Annotated in this window: 20 protein-coding genes and 1 tRNA gene; 8 read left to right on the top strand and 13 right to left on the bottom strand. The window is 42.3% G+C overall.

All coding sequences use genetic code 11. The annotated features are described in order from the left end of the window. Positions 1–282: 282 nt before the first annotated feature. Positions 283–1284, bottom strand: coding sequence for a LacI family DNA-binding transcriptional regulator (locus EAG18_RS13335; RefSeq protein ID WP_125252872.1), 1002 nt, complete (start codon positions 1282–1284; stop codon positions 283–285). A gap of 253 nt (positions 1285–1537) precedes the next feature. Between EAG18_RS13335 and EAG18_RS13330 the strand changes: the two genes are divergently transcribed. Then, complete coding sequence (locus EAG18_RS13330; RefSeq protein ID WP_125252871.1) at positions 1538–3790, top strand: TonB-dependent receptor; 2253 nt, start codon at positions 1538–1540, stop codon at positions 3788–3790. A 350-nt stretch (positions 3791–4140) separates the two neighbouring features. Here the strand turns inward: EAG18_RS13330 and EAG18_RS13320 are convergent, their stop codons facing one another. From EAG18_RS13320 to rlmE, 8 genes are all read right to left on the bottom strand, one after another. After that, complete coding sequence (locus EAG18_RS13320) at positions 4141–6384, bottom strand: TonB-dependent receptor (protein ID WP_125252870.1); 2244 nt, start codon at positions 6382–6384, stop codon at positions 4141–4143. A 787-nt stretch (positions 6385–7171) separates the two neighbouring features. Further along, positions 7172–7256, bottom strand: a tRNA-Leu gene (locus EAG18_RS13315). A gap of 22 nt (positions 7257–7278) precedes the next feature. After that, a complete protein-coding gene (gene secG, locus EAG18_RS13310) occupies positions 7279–7623 on the bottom strand; it encodes a preprotein translocase subunit SecG (RefSeq protein ID WP_125252869.1) in 345 nt (114 codons plus the stop codon). 4 nt (positions 7624–7627) lie between these two features. Beyond that, positions 7628–8368, bottom strand: a complete 741-nt coding sequence (gene tpiA / locus EAG18_RS13305) for a triose-phosphate isomerase (protein WP_125252868.1) — start codon at positions 8366–8368, stop codon at positions 7628–7630. A gap of 80 nt (positions 8369–8448) precedes the next feature. Further along, positions 8449–9789, bottom strand: coding sequence for a phosphoglucosamine mutase (gene glmM, locus EAG18_RS13300; protein WP_125252867.1), 1341 nt, complete (start codon positions 9787–9789; stop codon positions 8449–8451). Next, on the bottom strand, positions 9786–10631 hold the full coding sequence (gene folP / locus EAG18_RS13295) for a dihydropteroate synthase (RefSeq protein ID WP_125252866.1): 846 nt from the start codon (positions 10629–10631) through the stop codon (positions 9786–9788). The genes glmM and folP overlap by 4 nt, the downstream gene beginning before the upstream one ends. A 334-nt stretch (positions 10632–10965) precedes the next feature. Beyond that, on the bottom strand, positions 10966–12924 hold the full coding sequence (ftsH, locus tag EAG18_RS13290) for an ATP-dependent zinc metalloprotease FtsH (protein ID WP_125252865.1): 1959 nt from the start codon (positions 12922–12924) through the stop codon (positions 10966–10968). 67 nt (positions 12925–12991) lie between these two features. Next, positions 12992–13621, bottom strand: a complete 630-nt coding sequence (rlmE, locus tag EAG18_RS13285; protein WP_099028807.1) for a 23S rRNA (uridine(2552)-2'-O)-methyltransferase RlmE — start codon at positions 13619–13621, stop codon at positions 12992–12994. Between the two features lie 86 nt (positions 13622–13707). On the opposite strand from rlmE, the gene yhbY reads away from it, so the two are divergent. Further along, complete coding sequence (gene yhbY, locus EAG18_RS13280) at positions 13708–14004, top strand: ribosome assembly RNA-binding protein YhbY (RefSeq protein WP_099640497.1); 297 nt, start codon at positions 13708–13710, stop codon at positions 14002–14004. Here yhbY and EAG18_RS13275 read toward each other — a convergent pair. After that, positions 14001–15248 (bottom strand): serine hydrolase domain-containing protein, encoded by a 1248-nt coding sequence (locus tag EAG18_RS13275; protein ID WP_125252864.1) that lies wholly within the window; start codon positions 15246–15248, stop codon positions 14001–14003. The genes yhbY and EAG18_RS13275 overlap by 4 nt on opposite strands. A gap of 98 nt (positions 15249–15346) precedes the next feature. Between EAG18_RS13275 and EAG18_RS13270 the strand changes: the two genes are divergently transcribed. The 4 genes from EAG18_RS13270 to EAG18_RS13255 all read left to right on the top strand — a co-directional run bounded on the left by EAG18_RS13270 (position 15347) and on the right by EAG18_RS13255 (position 20070). Continuing rightward, entirely contained in the window at positions 15347–16150 is an 804-nt protein-coding gene (locus tag EAG18_RS13270) for a hypothetical protein (RefSeq protein ID WP_125252863.1), read from the top strand. Positions 16151–16485: 335 nt separating this feature from the next. After that, positions 16486–17193 carry a response regulator gene (locus tag EAG18_RS13265; protein WP_125252862.1) on the top strand — a complete coding sequence of 236 codons (708 nt, stop codon included), beginning with the start codon at positions 16486–16488 and terminating at the stop codon, positions 17191–17193. Between the two features lie 21 nt (positions 17194–17214). Continuing rightward, on the top strand, positions 17215–18501 hold the full coding sequence (locus tag EAG18_RS13260) for an ATP-binding protein (RefSeq protein ID WP_125252861.1): 1287 nt from the start codon (positions 17215–17217) through the stop codon (positions 18499–18501). A gap of 222 nt (positions 18502–18723) precedes the next feature. Next, a complete protein-coding gene (locus tag EAG18_RS13255) occupies positions 18724–20070 on the top strand; it encodes a sodium-dependent transporter (RefSeq protein WP_125252860.1) in 1347 nt (448 codons plus the stop codon). Between the two features lie 228 nt (positions 20071–20298). Here the strand turns inward: EAG18_RS13255 and EAG18_RS13250 are convergent, their stop codons facing one another. Further along, entirely contained in the window at positions 20299–20754 is a 456-nt protein-coding gene (locus tag EAG18_RS13250; protein ID WP_125252859.1) for a GNAT family N-acetyltransferase, read from the bottom strand. A gap of 225 nt (positions 20755–20979) precedes the next feature. Then, positions 20980–21723, bottom strand: a complete 744-nt coding sequence (locus EAG18_RS13245) for a sporulation protein (protein WP_125252858.1) — start codon at positions 21721–21723, stop codon at positions 20980–20982. Between the two features lie 131 nt (positions 21724–21854). Between EAG18_RS13245 and EAG18_RS13240 the strand changes: the two genes are divergently transcribed. Then, positions 21855–23426 (top strand): cation:proton antiporter family protein, encoded by a 1572-nt coding sequence (locus tag EAG18_RS13240; RefSeq protein WP_125252857.1) that lies wholly within the window; start codon positions 21855–21857, stop codon positions 23424–23426. A gap of 277 nt (positions 23427–23703) precedes the next feature. Next, positions 23704–23991, top strand: a complete 288-nt coding sequence (locus EAG18_RS13235; RefSeq protein ID WP_125252856.1) for a hypothetical protein — start codon at positions 23704–23706, stop codon at positions 23989–23991. Between the two features lie 111 nt (positions 23992–24102). On the opposite strand, the gene EAG18_RS13230 is transcribed toward EAG18_RS13235, so the two are convergent. Next, positions 24103–25083 carry a sterol desaturase family protein gene (locus EAG18_RS13230; protein ID WP_125252855.1) on the bottom strand — a complete coding sequence of 327 codons (981 nt, stop codon included), beginning with the start codon at positions 25081–25083 and terminating at the stop codon, positions 24103–24105. Positions 25084–25091: the final 8 nt, after the last annotated feature.

Raw genomic sequence — 25091 nt, 5'->3', positions numbered from 1 at the left:
CGTTAAGACACTGTGATTCCTTTTTAGTCTAGACAGACTTTTTCGCTTTTGCAATCGTTTGCATTTCAAAACCATTAAGAGTTCCTTAACGTTATGATTGCGATAGTAATTGTATTTTTTGATTTAACCTGAACCAAAGCTAGAACTAGTGAGTCAACTAAAATACCTCTGCTTGGAAACATGCTATCACGCTACCCAGAGTGTTATTTCCTAATACGAGTTGAAAAATTAAGCTCTGCTTTAACAGCAATGAGTTAGTTCATCTCATAACCGACCTTCAGGTTAACTAGATTGCCTGATAAGCAGTGACGAAGGTACTTCTTGAGATTCACACATCTTACCACTTAGCTGTATGAGTAGTTTTTCTACTAGTAATTGCGCTGCTGCATGGGTGTCTTGTTTAATTGTTGTGAGCGCTGGGAAACTTATCTGCGCCATAGCAATATCATCAAAGCCTACAATTTTGACATCATTTGGCACGCTGACATAGCGCTCTTTTAATGCTTTTAATGCCCCAAGCGCAACCATATCACTACACGCAAAAATACCATCAAAAGTCAGCCCATTTTCTCTTAGCAATTTATTAATACTGGCATAGGCGGCTTCTGAGGTAATATCAATTCTAACCAGCTTTGCAGTAACATCGGCCTTCTCCACTCCGTGGCAAAAGCCTCGATAGCGCTCTCCCAACTCTGCATGTGCAGGATCTCCCATAAACAGCAGTTTAGAAGCCCCCTTGGCAATTAAGTGCTCGGTAGCTGTTAACCCTCCGACAAAATTATCACTACCTACAATCGGATAGTTTGCAGAGGTTTTCGGGTCGCCCCACACTACAATGGGAGTACCAGCTTTTGCAGCTAGTTCGATTTTTGCCTGCTCCTTGCCTTGCCCAACTACGATTACGCCATCGGCTCTACGACCAGAAATAAAGTAGCCGTGCCAATCCTCACCTGCCATATGTGAGTTAGACAGAAGCAACTCATACCCTTGACGATTCACGGCACGGTTTATATCACTGACAACTTTTAGCAAGAAGGGATCATCAACCGATTGCTTGGTTTCTGCTTCAAGATTGATGATAACAGCGATAACTTTGGTTTTTTGCATCCGCAGGCGACTTGCTGCAGCATTGATACTAAAGTGATGTTCTTTCGCTAACGCCTGAATACGCTCTCGAGTTTCTTTTTTTATCAGTGGGTTATCGTTGAGTGCACGGGACGCCGTCGAGGTTGAAACACCAGCTAATTTTGCCAAGTCTGATAACTTTAATTGTGTTGAAGCCAAGCAAATCCCCTTACTCGTGCAGTTAACTAGAGTAGTATTCTTACAATTTTTTTGATCTTAAACCATAACTAATTGAATCTCCTATCCTAAATAAGCATAAAAGATAACCAATCAAAGTATATTTGCCATGCCTTTCATCGTTTTATGACAAATTTTTAAACAACATCATTGCAAACGTTTGCATTAAGATCTATTTTAAAAAATAGACAGTCGTAAAATACCAGTCTATGACAACAACAAGAGGGCTTTAGCCGTGATAAAAACGAACTCATTAAGCTTGATCGCCGCTGCTGTAACACTTGCGTTAAGCACAACAGCACAGGCTGAGCAACAGTCGAATAAAAACAAAGAAAAAGTAGAAACAATTATTGTATCAGGTACCCCTGGCGGTGCCGGTATAAGAAAAATTGATGCCAGTTTTGCGGTAACCAATATTGATGCCGTACAAATCGATAAGCTTGCACCCAAAAGTACAGCTGATTTACTTAAAGCTGTGCCAGGGATATGGGTTGAAAGTTCAGGTGGTGAATCCGGTGCTAATGTTTTTGTTCGCGGCTTTCCGGGCGGTGGTGACGCGCCTTTCTTAACAGTGAGTTTGCAAGGTAGTCCTATTTACCCTGCCCCTACACTCTCTTTTTTAGAAAATACGTCAATCTTCAGGCTCGATGAAACCATTAGTATGATGGAAGGCTTGCGTGGTGGCCCAAACCCAGTTGTGTCTAACGGACAGCCGGGGTTGACCACGAACTTTCAGCTTAAACGTGGTCAATCAGATACAGAAGGAACCTTCAAGTACACCACAACAGATTATGGCCTCAATAGAATAGACGGCGTATTGAGTGGCGAAATATCCAATGATCTCTATTACATGGTCGGAGGATATATCAAACGATCTTCGGGGATCCGCGATGCCGGCTTTACTTCAGAAAAAGGCCATCAATTCACAATCAATCTTACTAAAGAATTCGCTAACGGTGAGTTTAACCTTTATACCCGTCAAACCGACGATACTGGTGCGTGGTACCTACCAACTCCACTTAACGTTGAAGGTGTCGATGCTGGCTTTACTCAGTTAGGCACAAATAATCGCAAGGCAACAATTTATTTTGGTCAGCATAACACCGCCATGAACATCGATATAGGAGATGGTCGCGGCTGGAAAGGCCATGTATCAGGTGGTAGTTTAAAAGTTAATTTCGATAATGGTTGGCAGCTAAACGACCGCTTTAGTCTTACTAAAGGCGACGCTAATACAATTGGCTTAGTGCCTGCAGGCGCCGCGGTACGCTTAAGTGAAGTAGCTGATAATGGGGAAACAGCGACGGGAAGCGTCACTGGTAATGAATATAGTGGCGATACCATAGTGCAACAATATGGCCGATGGGTCGTTTTAAAAGATATTGAAGCTTTCACAAATGATTTAGCCTTGAGTAAAACCTATGGCGACTGGTCGAGTGCGTTTGGTATTTATACCGCTACCACCTCGGCACAGGATTGGTGGAGCTTAGGGAATAGTGCTTATCATGTTTTGGAGCAAGGCGGAGAAGCACTAAACGCAATAGCATGTAATAGCGATGTGACGGGTTGTGCTTTTAACTATGATATTAGCAGCTCGGGAGACGCTACTACATGGGCTGTATATACAACGCAGAGTTACCAAGCCACTGACGCATTAAAACTGGATTTAGGTCTACGCAGCGAACAGCATCAGGTAGAATATTCAGTAGATGAAGATTTGGACGGTGTGATCACCAAGACAGTTGACTATGATGAGCGAAAAACTTCATGGACCCTTGGTGCTGATTACAGTTTAAGTTTGGATTCAGGGGTATTTGCTCGCATGAATAAAGGCTACAAAATGCCTTATTTTGATGATTTTCGAGACAACTACAACACTTATAAATCAGGTGAGTCACTTATAAAAGAAGTGACACAAGCAGAGCTTGGTTACAAATATATGAGTGAAACTGGCGACCTCTTTGTTACTTTGTTTACCAATGAGGTAAAGGGCGACACATTCGTTAGACGCCCAGGTGTACCTGCTGAGATCCTAACCAATGAAGCCACCGGCGTAGAAGTCGATTATAGCTATAACCATGAATCAGGTTTATCGGTCAACTTAAATGCGACATGGCAAGACACCGAAATCACTGACAGTCCGACCAATGAAGGCAACAAAGCACAACGTCAACCTGATTGGATGCTGCGTATTACCCCAAGCTATGACTTTGAAATGTCAGGTATGTACGCCACCTTGTATGGTACGCTTTCAGCTGTGGACGACCGCTTTGGTGATAATGAAAATACCGTCGTGTTAGAAGGCTACGAAAAACTGGATATTGGCCTGATCGTTGAGCCTGCGGAAGGGGTAAAACTGCAACTGGCAGTGGATAACCTCACTGACAAACAAGGGATAACCGAAGGTGACCCACGTAATCCAACCTCACCCAACGGCCGCTATATCATGCCAAGAAGCGTTAAGTTCAGTGTTGCTTACACCTTTTGATAATAGTAATGATAACTTTTGAGCATGGGTATTTTAGTTGATTAACTCACATTTTATACCAATTTTCTTAATTAAGTGGTCTATTTTGAGGTGAGAAAATCTTGTCGATAACACCGCTACCGCGTCCTGCTATCGCCAAGGTGCCTGCATCTGTGTAGGCAAGGTAAAAATTTTGCTATTTAGTTGTTCTAAATAAGAAATTTTTAACGCTGTTAGCGTCAGATTTACGCCTTCATATTGAGCAAGTATTAAGTCAAATTGATATTATCCTAAGTTCAGATTAGTTGGAAAATAAAAAGCCGCTTAGCAATTAAACTAAGCGGCTTTTTTGTATTGAAATTAGGGCTCGATTAATCTAGCCAAAACTCTTTTTTAAACTTAATACCAAACTCACTTCTATCATTACTGCGCATCACACCAACGAAGCCACTTTGTTGCAATCGGCCAACATCGTAGACTTCATTTAGCACATTTTCGCCGTAAAGCGTCACTTCCATATCACCTTCAGCATTGGTATACGAGATGTTAAAACCTAGTAGTTCACGAGAGTCAATATACTCGCTTGCCCGAGTAACAGACTGCCCCTGCATATCCGAGCGGTATGAGTAACTTGCATTTACAGCGATGGTTGCACCATGTTCTAGATCATGGAAGTATGATGGTGCTACCATCACTGTCCAACGTGGCGTCAGTGCTGGAGCGTCACCTTTACCAATTCCAATCACCCCTTCATCAACGTGCGTAATTTCAGAGTCTAAGTAGCCGATTGAACTACGAACTGAAAAATCGTCCGTAATTGCTATCGTTGTTTCAAGTTCAATACCCTGTGCTTTTGACTCACCTGCGTTTTCTACGATAGTAACGAAGCCGCCGCCCGCTGTTGGGTCATTAAATGGTAACGCAAGATCAGTATAATCAGTTACGAATGCCGCAACCATCATAGACACATTATCGTGAACTTGACCTTTGAAGCCGACTTCGTAGTTAATCGCTTTGGTTTCTTCAAATGCAGCAAATTGATCTGGCCCACCAAATGGGCGTGGTGGGAACCCACCACTTTGGTAGCCTTTTTGAACTTGTGCGTAAACGTTAATGTCACGAGTTAGCTGATATGACGCATTCACATCCCACGTCACTTCGTCAAAATCTGCACTTACGTATTTACGCGTACCAAAACTTGGGAACAGTGCATCTGCTTCTTTTTTGTCTTCAGAGTAGCGTAAACCACCACCAATGCTGAAAAGTTCAGTCACATCAAAGCTTGCATTGATATACGCCGCATAAGCGTCAGTCTCTTGATTGATATCGAAATAACCGTAACCACCAAAAGAAGCTGTCTGACCATCATTTAATAAGCCACTTGGTGTATTCCATGGACTAAATACAAATGGGCCAGAGCTGGTGAAGCCGTCTTCGTTAAAATAATAAAGACCTGATACGAAATCCCAAGAATCATAAGTACCATTTAGCTGTAGCTCAARTGAATACTGATCAGCACCACCTTCTTCAGGAAACTCAGAGAGATTAAGCGCCACGGCATCATCATCAAGACCACCGGTGTATTCAGAGCTACGCTTGCTGGCAATAAATTTGACAGAATAAACGTCACTTGCTTGCCAATCTGCTGTAATTGACCCACCCCACCCTGAGTAATCAGTGCTTTCGATGCCTGCAACTGTTGTTGCCAAATCATCAGGATTGTCTGGTAACATTGACGCATCTAATAGTGGGAAGTCACCATTAAATGGATCGTTAGGGTCTAATGGAGCTGTTAACTCAATGGTATAAGGAGACTGACCAGACTCATTTTCAACACCATCGAACGCTGCTGAAATCACTAAGTCGTTAGTTGCTTGCCATCTTACGGCTAAACGACCGCTATACTCTTGCTCCTCGCCAATTTCTTTTTCAGGATTAGCTAAATTTACGGCTTTACCAACACCGTCACGCTCTTTATAAGATGCACTAGCAGAAAAGCTTAGTGTGTCCGTTAACGCTTGGCTTGTGTATAAATCTGTCGCCAAACGGCCTCGAGAACCTATTTTTGCCTCAACACGTGCAACTTCTTCTGCACCCGGTTGTTTTGTGATCACATTGACAGCGCCACCAAGTGTGTTGCGACCGTATAGCGTGCCTTGAGGACCACGCAAAACCTCTACACGTTCAATATTTGGTAGTGAAAGGTTAGAGCCCATCTGGCGACCAAGGTAAACACCATCGACGTAAACACCCACCCCTGGATCAGTTGTGATCACGTGATCTTGTAAACCTATACCACGAATAAACACAGAAGCATGCGCCGCATTACCAACGCCATAGCGAGTGATGTTCAAGTTCGGGACGAATTTACCAATATCGTCTAGGTTACTGATGTTTGCCTTATCAATATCACCTGCACCGATTGAAGTAATAGCGGTAGGTGTTTCGAACAAGCTTTCTGTACGCTTACGAGCGGTTACTTCAATTTTTTCAAAAACTTGTTTTTCTTTCTCTACATTAGCTTGCTCAGCCAAAGCTGTGCTAGGAAGGGCTACCGCTGCTAATACAGCAGCTGAAATCGCAGATAAACCAAGACGAGGTAAAACTGTAATCATATAATCTCCAAAGGAATCACCGTGTGTGAACTAGTTACGAGAGGTCGTAAACTAGAGAAGCAAGGGTCTATTACCATTGCTTCTGCCTTATACTTTGTTCGAGTAAGGATAAGCACGATACAAATTTCAGGCATAAAAAAAGATGCGTTAGGTGCATCTATTTCCTCTGGAAGGGTATTATAGTCAGAGTTGAGTAAAATTGAAATAATTATTTAATAAAAATTACTTTTTAGGTTTTTGTAACCAAAACAATACCAATTTTGGAAATTTAATTTTTAAGAAAAGTCTATATACAACAAGATATTATACCAAAAACCAGTACTATATATTAAAAAATTGAAATTGCTGCTGCTATCTAGCAGCTCATACTAGCTATGGCACTATCCATCAGATAGTTGAGGTCAGTCATACCAATTAGGGTAATACCAATTAGACTTGATAGTTGCTCAATTTGAAGGAGTAAATCTGACGCTCACAGCGTTAAAAGTTTCTTATTTAGAATAACTAAATAAACTGAGCTGCGGATAATTAATACCTTTCTAGCAGAAAGTTTTAGCGCTAGCTGCATTGACTTCACCTCCAATAGCCAACTATTGGTGCGTAACTTCGCCTTGCCTACAGGATGCAAGTACCTTAGCGAGAGCAGGACGCGGTAGCGGAGTTATTGGCAAGATTTTCTCGACTCATAATAGACTACTTAATTAAGAAAATTGGCATAAATTAACTCGAGAGCGGTGTAGCTAAATTAAAGACGAAAAAAAACCAGCATAAGCTGGTTTTTTTATTTTGGTGCGAATGGGGGGACTTGAACCCCCACGGCCGAAGCCACCACCCCCTCAAGATGGCGTGTCTACCAATTCCACCACATTCGCAAATTCGGTGTTTTCCTAACTCTTAGTTAGGAATATCAGAAGCTGGATTTTCTTCTGATGCTGGCACATCGCTGTCAGCAGGTACTACTGTTGCAGCTGGTGCCTCTAGGTTTTCCCATTCACTAGTTTTCTTTATTTGACCAGTTGTTAAGTTACCTAGAACAATACTTAGTACAAAAAATACTGTAGCTAATATTGTCGTTGTTTTAGTCATAAAGTTGCCTGCGCCTGACGAGCCAAATACTGTCGCTGATGCACCAGCACCGAACGAAGAGCCCATGTCTGCGCCTTTACCTTGTTGAATCAGCACCATACCAATGAGCGCTAAAGCAACGATTAAGTAAACAACCATTAAAATTTCGTACATTTACTTATCCTTTTGCACTTTTACATATAGAAAGGAAGTTTTCAGGTTTTAAGCTTGCGCCACCAATTAAACCACCATCTATATCTTCTTGTGCGAATAATAATTCACTATTTTTTTCATTAACACTGCCACCATAAAGTAAGCGTAGTGTTTTTGCAATTTGCTCGTCTTGCTCAGACAGCAAATTGCGTACAAATTTGTGCACTGCTTGCGCTTGTTCAGGAGATGCTGTTTTACCAGTACCTATTGCCCAAACCGGTTCGTATGCTATCACAGAGTTAGCTAGTGCCGCTATACCTAATTTCTCGATAACTGCGTTTATTTGCCTAGCTACAACTTCTTCTGTCTGCTCACTTTCTCTCTCTTCTTCAGTTTCTCCAACACATAGTATCGGAGTTAAACCTTGTTCTTGAGCGTGGGCAAATTTATTCGCTACAACCTCATCACTTTCGCCATATAAAGCGCGTCGCTCGGAATGTCCGACTAAGGTGTAAGTCGCGCCTAACGAACTAGCAAGTGATGCCTGATTTTCTCCAGTGTATGCGCCTTCTTTATATTCTGAAACGCTTTGCGTTCCTACAGTGAGTCCCTTTTCAACAGCTTGTTCAATTAACATTGCTGGGGGAAATATAATTACATCCGCTTGGAATGATTCACTGTTTAATGTTTCTGACATTTGGCTAAGTAGCTCTTTTGAGCCATTCATTTTCCAATTACCAGCAACAATTTGCTTCCTAGTTGCCATTACGATACTCCGTAGCAGAAAGCGGGTGAGATACTAACGCCACTCACCCGAAGTTACAAGAAATAAATTCAATTTTTAATTTAATTGCTCACAGATTCAACAACTTCAGCGATTTTTTGTGCAAAATCGATGACTTGCTTCTGTTGTTGTGCTTCAACCATGACCCTTACGACCGGTTCGGTACCCGACTTCCGTAGTAACACTCTTCCCTTTCCAGCAAGTAGTGCTTCGACTTCAGACACCGCTTCTTTTACTGATTGGTGTGCTGTTGGGTCATCTTTGGTACTGTAACGCACGTTAATCATTTTCATCGGGTATTTACTGAACCCTTCACCTAAGTCCTTCAAGGTTTTGTTTTGTGCAACCATTGCGGCGAGTACTTGTAAGCTCGATACTATTCCATCACCAGTACTAATTAGGTCAAGATTAAGTACATGCCCTGAACTTTCACCACCAATTTTCCAGCCCTTTTCAGCGAGCAACTCCATTACATAGCGATCACCCACTTTACTGCGCTCAAATGCAATACCTCTAGCTTTAAGCGCATTCTCTAAACCCATATTAGACATAACGGTACCAACAACACCACCACCGAGTGTACCATCACTATGGGCTTGGCAGGCAATAATGTACACAATATCATCACCATCAAATACATGGCCATCATGGTCCACCATCATCACTCGGTCACCATCACCATCATATGCAATACCAACATCAGCTTGATGCTCCAGTACAGCTTTTTTTAATGTTTCAACATGCGTTGCGCCACATTTTTCATTGATATTCACACCATTAGGTTCACAAGCTGTGGTGATCACCTCAGCACCTAATTCACGCATTACACTCGGTGCAATATGGTAAGTTGCGCCATTTGCACAATCTAACACCACTTTCAACCCTTCAAGAGAAAGCTCTTTTGGAAATTGGCCTTTACAGAATTCAATATAACGACCATCTGCACTATCTAAGCGCTTGGCTTTGCCCAGCTTTTCTGATGTTACGCACGTCATTGGCTCATCGAGCTTCGCTTCTATTGCAAGTTCCACTTCATCTGGCAGTTTTTTACCGTCACCACCAAAGAATTTTATGCCATTGTCATGGTAAGGGTTGTGAGAAGCACTGATGACGATACCAGCCTCAGCTCTGAAGGTTTGTGTTAAATATGCAACAGCAGGAGTAGGCATAGGCCCTAACAAGATCACATTGATCCCAGCGGCTATCAACCCCGCCTCTAGTGCCGTTTCTAACAGGTACCCTGATATTCTGGTGTCTTTACCAATGATAACTTTTTTGGTTCCTCTTTCAGACAGAACCTTTCCGGCTGCCCAGCCTAGCTTCATTGCAAATTCTGGTGTAATTGGGAACTCGCCCACCATACCTCTTACACCATCTGTACCGAAGTACTTTCTTGTTGTCATTGAGTAACTCCATTGACCGACGCTAACCATACGTTAAGTACGTCGCTTGTTTCTTTTACGTCATGAACACGAATGATATGTGCGCCCTGCTGTGCACATATTAGCGCACCAGCAAGACTCGCAGCGACGCGCTCATGAGTTTCTCGATTAAGTAGTTGTCCAAACATGGACTTTCTAGAGAGTCCCGTCAGAATAGGTAAATTGAACGAATTAAATTGTTTCAGTCCACCTAAAATCTGAAAGTTATGCTCCAGAGATTTACCGAAGCCAAAGCCTGGATCTAAGATCAGCCTACTGGTATCAATTCCGGCTTGCTTGCACGCACGGATCCTAGCTTCGAAAAACTGACTAATGTCTGAAAATAGATCATTATATTTTGGATTATTTTGCATTGAGCGAGGTTCACCCTGCATGTGCATTAGGCAAATAGGTACCTCTGCGTACTGAGCTGCTATCTCTAATGCACCTGGCTCCTGTAAGGCTCGAACATCATTGATGATATCAGCACCAGCTTCAATAGCTTGCTTCATTACTTCAGCTTTACTGGTATCAACTGAGATAACACAGTCAGATTGTGCCCTAACAGCCTTGATGATCGGGATCACGCGCTCAAGCTCTTCCTTCAACTCTACATCTGGCGCCCCTGGACGAGTAGACTCACCGCCAATATCAATAATGGTAGCTCCGTCAGCAAGCATCATATTTACCTGCTCAACCGCACTATCTAGGTGAATAAATTTTCCGCCATCTGAAAATGAGTCAGGAGTAGCATTCAAAATCCCCATTACTTGGGGTTTCTTTAAGGAAAGGCTGCGGGCTCTTGGCAAGCGTAACTCGTACATTCTATACCTACATTATTACTATGTTTTGGATGATCTCGAAAGGGGCGTAGCAGTAAAACTCAGGTCTCGTTTCATACCAAGCGCTAAATGACACTATATTTTAGGGCAAGAAAACCTGATCAATAACTAGGCAAAAGTTTTGTTATTTAGTCGTACTAAATGAGATACTTTTAACGCCGTTAGCGTCAGATATACTCCTTCAAATTGAGCAAACATTAAGACTAACTGGTATAAGTGTGTACTTATTCATACACGCATAATCCAATAATAACACCCTGAATCTATTGATACAAAAAAGCCCCGATTGCTCGGGGCTGTCGTATTCTACCTGACCTTACGATTTGTCATCAAGCTCTGAGTTTGATGTGCTATCACTAGGCTGGTCATCTGCTGGCTTTTCAGCTTTTGACTCAGGTTTTAACTCTGTCACTTTGGCAGATTCAGACTCTACCTTTTTTTCTGGCTTGACGTCATGCGCATCCCTTGGTGGACGAACATCACGGCGCTCCATTAAGTCATCAATCTGCAATGCATCAATCGTTTCATATTTCATTAACGCATCTTTCATTGTGTGAAGAATATCCATATTGTCTTTTAGGATTTGCTCAGCACGTTGATAGTTACGATCGATGAAATCTTTAATTTCCGCATCAATAAGCTTAGCAGTTTCATCTGACATACCAGACATACGGTGAGAACCACCACCCATGTACATCTCGCCCTGCTCTTCTAAATACATTTGTGGTCCAAGCTTAGGACTTAACCCCCACTGCGTAACCATTTTTTTGGCAATATCTGTGGCACGTTCAATGTCGTTACTTGCACCTGTCGTGACTTTGTCGTCACCGTAAATCAACGCTTCAGCAATACGACCACCGTATAAGCTTGAGAGCATAGACTCTAGATGTTGCTTTGAGTGACTTACGCGATCTTGCTCCGGCAAATACATGGTTACACCTAAGGCGCGACCACGAGGAATAATGGATACTTTATAAACCGGATCATGTTCAGGTACTAGGCGACCAACAATAGCATGACCAGCTTCATGATACGCCGTCATTTCTTTTTCTTGCTCACTCATTACCATAGACTTACGCTCAGCGCCCATCATGATTTTGTCTTTTGCAGCGTCAAACTCAGCCATGCTTACCTTACGCTTATTGCCACGAGCTGCAAATAAGGCGGCTTCGTTTACAAGGTTAGCTAAGTCAGCACCAGAGAAGCCTGGTGTACCACGTGCAATTACCGATGCTTCAACGTTATCATCTAATGGAACTTTGCGCATGTGAACATTTAAGATTTGTTCACGACCACGGATATCTGGAAGACCCACAACAACTTGGCGGTCAAAACGACCAGGACGCAATAACGCAGGATCTAACACATCTGGGCGGTTAGTAGCAGCAATAACGATAATACCTTCATTACCTTCAAAACCATCCATTTCTACTAGCATCTGGTTTAGTGTTTGCTCACGTTCATCATGACCACCACCCATACCTGCACCACGTTTTCGACCTACGGCATCAATTTCGTCAATGAAGATGATACAAGGTGCTGCTTTTTTCGCTTGTTCGAACATATCACGAACCCGAGAAGCACCAACGCCCACAAACATTTCAACGAAATCAGAACCAGAGATGGTAAAGAAAGGTACTTTTGCTTCACCTGCTACCGCTTTAGCAAGTAAAGTTTTACCCGTACCGGGAGGACCTACCATCAATACCCCTTTCGGGATGCTGCCACCTAACTTTTGGAACTTTGATGGATCTCGTAAAAAGTCCACCAGTTCAGTCACGTCTTCTTTCGCTTCGTCACAGCCTGCAACGTCCGCAAATGTTGTTTTGACTTGATCTTCACTCATTAAGCGAGCTTTGCTCTTGCCGAACGACATTGCGCCTTTGCCACCCCCGCCTTGCATTTGGCGCATGAAAAAGATCCATACACCAATGAGCAGAAGCATTGGGAACCAGGATATAAAGATATTTGCCAAGAAAGACTGCTCTTCTGGCGCTACACCTTTAATATTTACATCGTTCTTAAGCAAATCGTTGACCAAGTCTAAATCAGTCAAAGGGATCACTGTTTGGAAACGATCTCCGCTAGAACGAACGCCACTAATTACGCCTGTTTGACGGTCAATACTGACCTCACGAACAGAACCACTGCGCACGTCCTTCACGAATTGTGTGTAACTCGTTTGGCGATCATATTGTTCGCCACCGTTAAAGCTCTGGAACACGGTCATTAGTACAACCGCAATTACTAACCAGAGTATTAGATTTTTAGCCATATCGCTCAAGGAGTTAACCTCTTGTATCCAAAAAAATTCAAATTCAACTTGATGCTTTCCAACTGTACTACAGTTTGTAACCTGTCGCCACTACATATACTTCTCGTGATCGAGGACGAGACGCTTTTGGTTTACGGATCTTTACAACCTTAAAACAATTACGTACTTCTTGCACAAATTGATCAAAGCCTTCGCCTTGGAAAACTTTAACCGCAAATGCCCCGTTTGGTTTTAGCACTTGATGGCACATATCTAATGCTAGCTCGACCAAATACATACTGCCAGATTGATCGGTAGACATATTACCGCTCATATTTGGCGCCATATCTGAAAACACCACATCCACATTTTTGCCGTTAATTCTATCAAGCAGTGCATTTAATACCGCTTCTTCTCTGAAGTCTCCCTGAAGGAAGTCAACGCCCGCTAACGAGTCCATAGGTAAAATATCACACGCTATTACTTGCCCATCGATATCTACTTGTTCAGCTAAATATTGGGACCAGCTACCCGGCGCGGCCCCTAAATCAACTACCGTCATACCTTTACGGATCAATTTATCCTTTTGCTGAATTTCTTCCAGCTTAAAAACCGCTCGTGATCGATAGCCACGTTTTTGGGCTTCATGTACATAAGGGTCTTCTACGTGTTCTTTTAACCAACGTTTAGAACTGGCGGAGTGTTTTTTATTTGCCATATTAACTATAACTCATTAGTAATATTGTCTAGATGGCGTTAGAATATCGATAATTCAAGCCTTTTAATAAATAAGATTGTATCAATATGACCTTATCAAATAAACAAAAGCAGTTCCTAAAAGGGCTCGCTCATAACTTAAATCCAGTTGTGCTTCTAGGCGCTAATGGCCTCACCGAAGGCGTAATGGCCGAAATTGAGCAAAACCTAAACATTCACGAGCTGATCAAAGTGAAAGTACCAACAAACGATCGTGAAACTAAGCAACTGATTTTTGAAGCAATTGTTCGTGAAACAAACGCGCACAAGGTACAGACGATTGGTCACATCATCGTGTTATACCGTCAAAGCGAAGACAAGAAAATTCAATTGCCACGTAATTAATTTTCTTTTGTCACGCTGCCTTGCGTCAAAGGTGGCGTGATACCTTCAAGTAGCTCAGCTTCTTCCGCCTTAACTCTTTTAATCTCTCGCTCACTCAACACCGGCATTAAAATGGCATCTCCCGTGAGTACATCTATCAAAAAGTCATTGGTGAGTTGATTTATTACACCGCTTTCAGCATTTAGCAACAAACTAAAGCCAATGCCTAGCTCGGGAATAATTACCACGTCTGTTCTATACCCTTGCACCCAACCACTGTGGTAGTAAAGGCGTTTACCATCATATTGATAAATTCTCCAACCCAGACCATAGTATGCGGCCTCAACATGTTCACGCCATACCCGTCGACGTAACTCACGCTTAGTTAAAGTATAAGGCATTGATTGTTTACTTAATGCCTCAGGCGATAATACGCTCGGATATAAGCCCAATTGCGCTTTCAACCACTGTGCCATATCTGTCGCACTAGCATTCACACCGGCCGCTGGTAATACTTTATAATAGTGTTGCTTCAATTTAGCAGTGTGCCAACGTTTTCTTCCCCTGACATGCGGCCACGCAAAATTATTATCCTTCGTCATTTGCTCGACTCCAAGGCCTGCATCTCGCATATTAAGCGGAGCAAATATGAACTCCTGCATCCATGTTTGATAGCTGATCCCCGTTGTTTTCTCGATAACATCACCGATCAAACTAAACATGACATTCTGATACCCGTAACACTGGCCGGGCTGACACAGAGCTTCAACCTGTAATAAGCGCTCTACAATCTGTGGGTACTCCATTCGCGATTCAATTAAATTATCGTACGCGTTTGGTACCAAGCCACTGGAGTGACTCAGAAGGTGGTAAAGTTTAAGTTGGCTATAGTCACCATCGATAAACTGCGGAAGATATAAGCTTACTTTGTCATCGATATTAAAATGACCTTCGCTCGCCAGCTTCGCTGCTAAGCTTCCTGCRAATGTTTTGGAAACCGAGGCTAGCCGAAAGCGAGTATGTTCATCAACACGACTGCCTTTTCGGCTTTTTGTCTGGCCAAACCCCTTTACGTAACTACCATGCTCAATATGCACAACAGACAAAGCAGCACCAGGTACCGATTTTTCTTTCAGTTTACGCTCGACTTGCTTAGAATAGCTCTTTAAAAATTGTGACCATTGCTGGTTTGGAGTTTTCGCGACCGTTATTTTTGAATAACTACAGCAAAAAATACAAACTAATGTGAGAATTAGCGACTTCATAATGACTCATTTCATTAACACTCGCTCGCCATACTAACATGATGAATTGGCGGAACTCACTAAATATAAGAAAATAACTGTTTATTTGAGGTATTTTAATGCGTTTAGTGCTAGCAGCTCTATGTACAAGTCTACTTATTGGATGTGTCACCACAGTGCCATTAGCGCCGAAACTAGCGGTGCCACAGAAGCCATTACTGAAAAAGTCAGTTTACCAAATCAGCTATAGTACTGAACTGAATTCGGCACGAATTAAGTCTGTACAACTGCCTGCACACCCACTCATTCAAGGTAACACCATTGCTATCAACGCGGCTAAAGTCAGCCTTACAGATACCTTACGAAAACAGATTGTTAGTTTATTAGAGCAAAAAGGGTTACAGGTTGTCGCCACAAAACAGGCAGACTACACGCTCACTATTCACCAGCTAGATTTAGAGTTCGCGGCGAATAAAACATATGCACTAGATAGGCCTAGAAATCCGCACCCACACATTGCGGAGCTGGCACAAAATTCTCCGGCATTTCAATGTAGCAATATTGTCGCTTCAGTAAGTATGCGCTTATCACACCAAGCATCTTCTGATGTTGTCTGGTTTGCTAAGTCATCAGTCGATAGTGCTGGATTTCAAGGGATCCCCTTACAATTTACCTTCACTGAAGAAGAAAAAATTGCCAATGAGCGTGAAATATTGTCATTTATTGCTGCTCAAAACACTGAAGAAGCTCGCCGTCAGCGCTCAAGTTCTCCTGTTGAGATACCAAGCTACAAAGTAACTAAAACGCTGTCTTCGCTGGAAAAAACAGCTGGTGCGTGTACGCAAACTGAAGTTTCAGCTCTAACAGCTGACATGCAGGTACATCTTGCAGAGAGTTTGATTGAAAAGCTCAACGTCAAATAAGTACAGTGTTAAACTCAATATTTAGGAAAAGCAATTTGCCGTAGCGTTGCGACCAAAGTTTTTGCTTTTCCTAGACACTTTCCTAAACCTTTCTGCTGTCTATCTAGCTTGCTATATGAGCTGAGGTTTGGATAAGGAATGTTCCAACTCATTGTTGTTGCTAAAGCACAAGTTAACTTTTCCGTGTCCAGCTTTCGCTAAGGTACCTACGTCCTGTAGACAAGTTGAATTTAAAAAATGGAATAAATTTTAGATTACCAACCTACACTTATTTACAGACACAAGCGCTTCTGTGATTATACTCGACAGGGAAATACTAAAGTTTGGAGCAAAAGATGGAGCAATACGGTACTATTTTACTGGTTGAAGATGATATCTCACTGGCACAGTGGGTAGCGGAATACCTCGATAATCAAGGCTATAAAACCCATTGCTGTTATCGTGGTGATGAAGTCATTGAGCGCGTTAAGTCTTTAGACCCCGATCTTGTACTGCTCGATCTGATGTTACCTGGTAAAGACGGCATTAGCGTTTGTCGAGATTTACGTCAATTTTATAATAAGCCGGTAATTATGCTTACCGCCAAAGATGAAGAAATGGACGAAGTCATCGGTTTAGAAGTCGGTGCGAGCGACTATGTGATTAAGCCTGTTCGCCCTCGTGCTCTCCTTGCTCGGATAAAAGCTAACGTAAGAGCAGCACAAGAAAAGCCCCTTGACCATCAAGCAGCAAAGCATGAGTTAGTCGTTGGTCAACTAACGATAGATACGCAAGCTCGCAAGGTATCTGTCGGCGCTCAAGAGGTTATCGTTTCGAGCGCAGAGTATTTATTGCTACAATTTTTAGCAAGCCATGCTGGGGAAGTCGTATCTCGTGACGCTGTATTTAAAGCGACAAAAGGACGTGAATATGATGGCCTTGACAGAAGTGTTGATGTATTGATTTCTGCATTGCGCAAAAAGTTTAATGATGACCCTCAAAACCCTGAAAAAATCAAAACCGTGTGGGGAAAAGGTTACTTGCTTGTCCCCTCAGCTTGGTAACGTCTAAAGCATACCGTTATTGTGAAAAAACTTTATATTTACCTGCTTGCCGGAGCGCTGGTTTCTATTTTTGCGCTCGGCTGGGTTATAGATACCTATAATCAACAAACTGCCCCAATTGAAAATAGCTTTGAATGGCAAAGTAAATTAATGTCAGGTTTAGCGATACAAGTCGCTGAAAAGAAACCAGATGCTCGCCTTGCGGCTACAGCAGTTATTGCCGAACAATTTGGTCTTCATATCACCTATAAGGATGGTGACACCCTCGCCATGCCCACTGAGCTAAAGCAGCAAATGCTATTACCTGAAGGGCTGGTAATTGAAAACGAAAATGTCTATCTACTCAAAACAACGCCCGACATGGCACCAGATTATATAGAGCTGGAGTGGCGTCCTGAAGTCGAACAAGCGGATTATGACGTTTTACTGACATTATTTTTCTATGGCGGCATTTGTGCAATTTTGTGGTTCATCTTATCACCGTTAGTTAAGCGTTTAATTGTGCTCAATACCGCAGCAAAGCATTTTGCCAGCGGCAACCTGAGTGCACGTATTACTCCAAATCACTTCACTTACATACGAGATTTAGAAAACACATTTAATCGCATGGCCAGTCAAATAGAAAAGTTAATGGCCGAAAATAAACTCATGGCTTCAAGTTTATCTCATGACATAAGAACACCAGTTGCATGTTTGAGGTTTGGGCTAGATGCGGCCCTAGATGAAGACGACATTAGCGCAATACATGATTATTTGGAAAGGATGGAGAAAGATTTAGACCAAATGGAAGACATGCTGTCTAGCTATCTTTCCTTTGCTACGCTTGAGCAAAAGTCACATTTGCTAAAACATGAAAGTACTAGCCTATCTCGCTACGGTAATGACCTTATGGAGCAAATGCAGCCCAAACTGCAAAAAAACCAACTATCAGGTCGCGTTGAGGTGCCTGACACGTTATCAATCACAGGCGATCTCCATTGGCTCGCCCGCGCTATCAGTAACTTGATTAGTAACGCCTGTGACTTTGCTACCAGTACAGTATTACTCAGTGCCTATCGTTCTGAGCATTGGTTAACGATTACTGTTGAAGATGATGGCCCTGGGATCGCAAGACAAAACTGGGACAAAGTTTTCAGTCCGTTTTTCCAAGAACAAACTCATCGTAATAGAGCTGGAAAAAGCTATGGTTTAGGCCTTGCTATCGTAGCCAAGGTCATGGATTGGCACCATGGAAAAGCTACCGTGAGTCAATCAGAGCGGTTAGGAGGGGCAAAATTTGTTCTTTCACTCCCCTGTAAAGAAAAATAATTAATGTAAATAAGTCGCTACACTGTGACATACCCATTGTAGAATTAATTGTGAAAACATTAAGTTATAAGTGCTTAAACGTGCTTTTGGTGCAACATACGAGTTACGACTAAAAATCCGCCTCAACCTTGCGCCAAATCAAGGTAATTTACTCTTTTTATTTCTTTTTAATTACAGTAGATTGTCATCGCCGTTAGCAATTTTTAGAGAAGTATAATAATTATGAGCAATATCCGAGGAGAGTTCAGCTCTCGCTTTGGTTTTATTATGGCTGCCGCAGGTTCTGCGGTTGGCTTGGGAAACATTTGGGGGTTCCCGACACAAACCGCATCAAATGGTGGTGCAGCATTTGTTCTCGTTTATCTAGTTTTGGCGTTCTGTCTCGCATATCCAGCGTTAATGGCAGAGTTAGTTATTGGCCGTCATGGTCAAGCGAACGCAGTTTCTTCGCTGCGCAAGCTCACCAATACAGCCTGGCAGAGTAAGCTTGCCTTTGTGGTGGGCTTTGGTGGGATTATCTGTGCGGGTCTGATCCTGAGCTTTTATGCCATTGTAGCTGGCTGGATGTTTAGTGCGACGCTAGAGCCAATTGCAGAAATCACCGGCGCAGTGCAGGCACAGTCATGGCTAGAAGACGCTTCAATGTCACGCAATATTGTCTTTACGGCGGCCTTTATTGCGCTTACTGTGCTTATCATCAGTAAGGGAGTTGAGAATGGCATCGAAAAATGGTCAAAACGACTCATGCCAGCACTTATCGGCATTCTGTTTTCATTGATAGCGTACGTATTAACACAAAATGGGGCTGTTGAAGGGTTAAAGGTTTACTTAGTGCCTGATTTTTCATCTGTGCTCAATCCGCAGTTATTAGTCGATGCACTGGGGCAAGCATTTTTCTCACTATCACTTGGTACGAGTGTAATGATTATCTATGGCTCCTATATTAGTAAGAAAGAGAACTTAGTATCACTCGGTGCCATGGTTACACTTATCGATGTGTTTATCGCATTTGTCGCAGGTCTATTGATTATTCCAGCGATGTACGTTGCACAGGCTCAAGGCGTTGAGATTTTTGCAGCTGATGGTGCTCTGCTCAACGAAGACACCTTAGTCTTCCAAGTACTTCCAGCGTTGTTCGATAGTATGGGTAGCATTGGTCTGTTGGTAAGCTTTGCATTTTTTGCGTTAATGAGCATTGCAGCGCTAACTTCTTCAATCTCAATGTTAGAAGCACCAGTTTCTTATGCTGTTGAACGTTTTGCTTTAGGCAGAGTTCAAGCAACTTGGATTATTGGAGCGCTGGTAACCGCTGTCAGCTTGACTATTTTGGTCAATATTGAAACGTTATTTGGCTTCACGGTTAGCCTGACAACCAAATTTGGTCAACCGTTATTAGGTATGCTTTGCTGTGTATTTGTCGGCTGGATTTGGCACCGTGCAAAATTGCTCAAAGAAATTGAATCAGGCTGCCCCGAAGTCGCAAATGGCCTGTTTTGGAAAATTTGGCCTTGGTATATTCGCTTTGTCTGCCCAGTTGCGATTGCTGCAGTATTCTTAAACTCATTGTAAACACAATTTATACCAAGCTTTTCAAAAAGGGGCAGAACTTCTGCCCCCGCTATAATGAGCTATGTTGTTATACCAATTTTCTTAATTAAGTGGTCTATTTGAGGCGAGAAAATCGTGTCGATACCTAGGCGAAATTTTGCTATTTAGTTGTTCTAAATAAGAAATTTTTAACGCTGTTCGCGTCAGATTTACTCCTTCAAATTGAGCAAGTATTAAGTCAAATTGGTATTAGCTATGCTTACCCTGTGTGTACACCATATCCTGATGTGGGATCCCATCTTCCAGGTATTCTGATCCTTGTTTCACAAAACCTATTCCCGAATAAAATTTATCAAGATAACATTGCGCCGAGATAACTAAGCGTTGATGCGGTATTGATTGCTCACAGCTGGCGATGGCTTTTTCCATCAATGTATGGGCGACGCCCTTACCACGCATCTCTGCAGAAACAATGACACGACCAATTGAAGCCACCGAATCTGACTGTCGATAACAACGTGCGTAAGCCAATATTTTCGTGTCCCTTTGCAAAAATAGATGCTGTGTTTCTGGTGCTCTATCTACATCATCAATCTCAGGGTAAGGGCATGCCTGCTCGACAACAAACACATCCACCCTTAATTTTAAAATCTCAAATAGCTCATCTTTCGTGAGCGTATTATAACTTTCTACCCGCCAATCCATTACTGCCTCAATAAGTTGTTATAGCCATTTGAGCTTGATGTACGTCAATCTAGGAAGTGATTCTAGCTTCACGGCTTTAGTTGCTGCATGCTCAAGGCCATGAGATTGACTGACCAGCTAGGACAAATGGTATGGTTTAAAATAAAAGCGCCCAAGCATCGTTGGGCGCAAAAATATACTTGTGTCAATATGGGTTAATACCCTCTTGGTTTGCCGAGTTGCCCCTTATGAAAACAAACGTTCTAGCTGATCGCAAAGCTGAGAAATATTGACATGATCGTGCTCAATCGTTAGATCGACGTACCCATCTCCCCTAAACGCTCTGTCAAGTTCAATCAAAACATGGGTTTTATGTGCCTCTGGCACAAAAGAAAGTTCAACTTCTTGCAAACCAAACAAAGAACGTGATTGTGGCCTATATTCCAGTTCTTGATAGCAACCAGAGACAGACTGAAACTCTGATGCTCGCAAGTAGCCTTTTTCCACATCAGCCTTAACCAAGTTAAAGCCCAAACGTTCCATCGCTGTCATACATGCTTTAACAGCTTCGTTAGGATAAATATGCAGTGCATCTTTATCTGTAGGGTCAAGAGCTAGATCAATGTCCAATCCAGTTTCGACCCAAACATGGCAGCGATTAAATCCAGCATTAATCTCTGTGATTGGGGTTTCTGAATGAAGCCTTGCTTCAAACGGGATCACCTTTTGCTCCCCAGGCTCTATTGTAAAGCTCCCACCTACTCGCCATCGATCAATAACATGGTTGGTAAAGTACTCACCGTCTTCACCTTCAACTTTTACTCTCGTTAATAGCGCAAGCTCTAGGCCAGTTACCTCTTGGCTAACATCACCACCCTTTACTACAATTTGCGCTTGAAACTTCTGTCCCGGGTGCAAATGCTCTGTTTCCAATACAGTATCAACTTTTGCCGCACCGATACCGACAGATGCTAGGATCTTCTTAAACATTACGTCTCCTGTCCGGTATGTCCTTACCAGCATCATAACCATATTTTTTCACACTTGTCAGCGAAAATTTATAATTTATATATCAGGATGTTTTGATACACTGCTGTTATCTTGGATTAAAATATTAAGTTATGGAACTGCTCTATTTTGCTGTCGCGTTTGCATGTGGGTTTTCAGTTTACCAGTTGAAACTTCCCCCTCTCATTGGTTTTTTAATGGCTGGCTTTGTCTTAAACTTGCTCGGTCACAAAACCACAGATCTACTCACCCAACTCGCTGATCTTGGCGTCACACTGTTATTATTTAGTATCGGTTTGAAATTACGTGTTGGAAACCTAATCAAACCACAAGTTTGGGCACCAGCTAGCATGCACATCATCACGAGCACCGCATTCTTTGCAAGCCTTTTACTGATGTTAGGTGCGATGAGCTTACCACTATTTACTGATCTTGACTGGCAAAGTGCATTGCTCGTGGGTTTCGCCTTTAGCTTCTCTAGCACGGTGTTTGCGGTAAAGGTCCTTGAGGAACGARGAGAAATGGCAAGCCTACATGGTAAAATATCGATTGGTATTTTGGTTATGCAAGATATTTTTGCTGTTATTTTTCTTGCGGTGAGCACCGGGAAGGCACCAAATATCTGGGCGTTAGCATTATTGATCACACTACCTTTGGTTCGCCCCGTGATGTTTTGGATATTGAGTCGCTCGAAACACGGTGAGTTACTCCCTCTATTTGGCTTCTTTTTTGCCTTAGTGGCAGGTTATCATGCCTTTGAGTTTGCAGGTCTAAAAGGTGACTTAGGCGCACTAATAATGGGCATGATTTTCGCGCCTCATAAAAAGGCGGGTGAACTTTCGAAGGCGCTGCTCAATGTGAAGGACATTTTACTCGTCGGGTTTTTCTTAAATATTGGCTTGAATGCCACTATCACATTAGATGCGTTACTTATCGCTATGTTACTTGTGCTGGTATTGCCAATAAAAGTGTCTCTATATTACCTATTCACCAATATGTTTAAGCTACGTGCTCGTACCTCCTTGTTAAGCGCTTTTACCTTAACCAATTATAGTGAGTTTGGCCTCATTGTTTGCGCTGTAGCTTCAGCATCTGGCGTTGTTGCTGCTGATTGGTTAGCCGTTGTTGCTATCGCCGTATCTATCACCTTTGTCGTTGCATCCCCTTTGAACAAACGCTCAAATGAGATATATGTCAAGCTGGAGCCTTGGCTATTAAAATTTGAAAGCCAGGACCGCTTAGAAGAAGAGCTTCCTGTTAATCTTACCGATACTAAGATTGTTATCTTTGGCATGGGCAGAATTGGTACTGGTGCCTATGAAACCATTCAAGCAAGCTTTCCCAATACCGTCGCAGGCGTAGATATAAAACCTGAAGTAGTAGACAAGCACGTATCTCGAGGTCGTAGAGTATTAACTGCCGATGCCACAGATCCTGATTTTTGGCAGCGGGTAAATCACTCTGAAGTAGAAATGGTCATGCTGGCGATGCCTAAACATATGCAGAACATTTACGCCTTAGAGCAGCTGAAAGCATCAGGATACGATGGACAAGTTACCGCTATTGCTAATTATCCAGATCAGCAAAGAGAGTTAGAGGAAATGGGAGTAAATTCTACCTATAACTTCTACCTAGAAGCTGGTAGTGGTTTTGCAGAGCATGTGAAAGAAAAATTGTTCACTTAAATTCGATAGTCAGTTCTCAGTATCATTATTGGTACTGAGAACTATTTCCATATTCATATCATTAAGTTACGTCTAGACGTCTATTCTATTATTTCATTCTACTCATTATTCGATTTACAAAGCTTTACATCCAAGATGGTAATTGACACCAACTTCAGAGTAAACTGGACACATCGGATTTGCCGTAAGTATCTATTTTATGAACATAAATTGATAATTAGTGGCTTTTTTACTTCTGCTCGCCGGATTGTGAGCAAGCTATACCTTTGGGGGTTTCATGATGAAAAATAAATCAAATGGTCAATTTTCTGCAGTAGTGGATGATGTCAAGGCTGCGCCTTTTTCAGACCTCCAAGATAGACTTGATGCAATACAGGACGGTGGAATGACAGCGCTAACAATTCGCAGTGTTTTGTTCCATAAAATGCTAGATCTACACTCGGTGCCGTCAGATCACTTTCTAAGAGATCAAGAAGCACCTAGCGGACTAGAAGATCCAAAAATGCTGATAAAAAAACTAAATGAATTGGGATTCTACCGCAGTTCGGCTTCACAGTTACATTAAAACGATTTAGGGAGCCTACTCTCCCACATAGGCTGACAATGCCCGTCGTCAGCCTATTTTCCTCTTTCTATCTTCAGTTCCTATTTGCCTTATCAACCTGAAATCCTGCAATTAGCGGGGCTTTAACGGAGGATGATTTTTCTTGTTCTTTGGCAGCAAGGTTTTCCAAGCCAGCTTAAAAGGCTTTAAATAGATAGCCGTTAAGGTGTCATGACCTGCATCGTATTGTCCAACACCAATCGTTATTTTTCCTGCCTTGGAAGCTTTAATCAGTGAACCATACATTCTATCCCAGATGGCCAAAGCAGATCCTAAATTGGTATCAAAGTGCGCAGGGTTATCACTATGGTGCACCTGATGTTGTGCAGGACTAATAAACCACCCCTCTATCTTATCTCCCCAACTCAGCCAAATATGAGAATGCCGTAAATTGGCACCACAAATATTAAAGATAAAAACAAACGCGTTCGCACCAAGAATGTCGTACATACTGAGGCTACTACCGAATACATAGTATCCGCTACCAACGACAATTCCTTGGGTAAGCGCCATACGGCACGCATATAGGTAACTCTCAATAGGGTGAGAGCGATAGATAGTAAATGGTGTTAATACACTTGCAGAATGATGTACTTTATGAAATTCCCATAAGAATGGAATTTTATGCAGCATAAGATGTAATAGAAAACGGGTTAGATCGTCTACTATAAATAAAAATAAAGTGAAGAGTAATACAACTACCCATTCGGGTGCGTCCAAGTGTAATGCAGGACCAAACATCGCTTCAAGTGCACTAGACAGAGCGAGCGCTACAGGCACCATAGTCAATACGATTGGCGTAAAAGTCGCAGCTTTTATTAAACGATTAGTCACGAGCAAACAATAATCTAATTTTGCACTTTGACACCACCAAACCCGCTTGGGGAACATAAATCTTAAAAAACCTTTGCCGCTTCTTGCTTGCTCTGCTGCAAAGTACACGGGAATCGCCATTAAGATAGCACTAAACAAATATGGCAAATACACTCTCTTATTAGCATCAAATAAATAACCTGGGAGATCGATAATGCTTTGCCATAGTTGCTCTAACATAGTTACTT

The organism is Pseudoalteromonas sp. J010 (genome assembly GCF_003934235.1).
Classification (GTDB): domain Bacteria; phylum Pseudomonadota; class Gammaproteobacteria; order Enterobacterales; family Alteromonadaceae; genus Pseudoalteromonas; species Pseudoalteromonas peptidolytica.
The sequence above is the reverse complement of the archived record's forward strand: the minus strand, read 5'-3'. Positions and strand labels throughout refer to the sequence as shown.

What these genes read in the sequence shown, in the direction of transcription:
- EAG18_RS13245 (WP_125252858.1), bottom strand. Translation starts at nt 21,723, where the DNA reads ATGTTTAAGAAGATCCTAGCATCTGTCGGTATCGGTGCGGCAAAAGTT.
- EAG18_RS13230 (WP_125252855.1), bottom strand. Translation starts at nt 25,083, where the DNA reads ATGTTAGAGCAACTATGGCAAAGCATTATCGATCTCCCAGGTTATTTA.
- folP (WP_125252866.1), bottom strand. Translation starts at nt 10,631, where the DNA reads ATGTACGAGTTACGCTTGCCAAGAGCCCGCAGCCTTTCCTTAAAGAAA.
- ftsH (WP_125252865.1), bottom strand. Translation starts at nt 12,924, where the DNA reads ATGGCTAAAAATCTAATACTCTGGTTAGTAATTGCGGTTGTACTAATG.
- yhbY (WP_099640497.1), top strand. Translation starts at nt 13,708, where the DNA reads ATGACCTTATCAAATAAACAAAAGCAGTTCCTAAAAGGGCTCGCTCAT.
- rlmE (WP_099028807.1), bottom strand. Translation starts at nt 13,621, where the DNA reads ATGGCAAATAAAAAACACTCCGCCAGTTCTAAACGTTGGTTAAAAGAA.
- EAG18_RS13235 (WP_125252856.1), top strand. Translation starts at nt 23,704, where the DNA reads ATGATGAAAAATAAATCAAATGGTCAATTTTCTGCAGTAGTGGATGAT.
- tpiA (WP_125252868.1), bottom strand. Translation starts at nt 8,368, where the DNA reads ATGGCAACTAGGAAGCAAATTGTTGCTGGTAATTGGAAAATGAATGGC.
- EAG18_RS13250 (WP_125252859.1), bottom strand. Translation starts at nt 20,754, where the DNA reads ATGGATTGGCGGGTAGAAAGTTATAATACGCTCACGAAAGATGAGCTA.
- secG (WP_125252869.1), bottom strand. Translation starts at nt 7,623, where the DNA reads ATGTACGAAATTTTAATGGTTGTTTACTTAATCGTTGCTTTAGCGCTC.
- glmM (WP_125252867.1), bottom strand. Translation starts at nt 9,789, where the DNA reads ATGACAACAAGAAAGTACTTCGGTACAGATGGTGTAAGAGGTATGGTG.
- EAG18_RS13270 (WP_125252863.1), top strand. Translation starts at nt 15,347, where the DNA reads ATGCGTTTAGTGCTAGCAGCTCTATGTACAAGTCTACTTATTGGATGT.
- EAG18_RS13255 (WP_125252860.1), top strand. Translation starts at nt 18,724, where the DNA reads ATGAGCAATATCCGAGGAGAGTTCAGCTCTCGCTTTGGTTTTATTATG.
- EAG18_RS13265 (WP_125252862.1), top strand. Translation starts at nt 16,486, where the DNA reads ATGGAGCAATACGGTACTATTTTACTGGTTGAAGATGATATCTCACTG.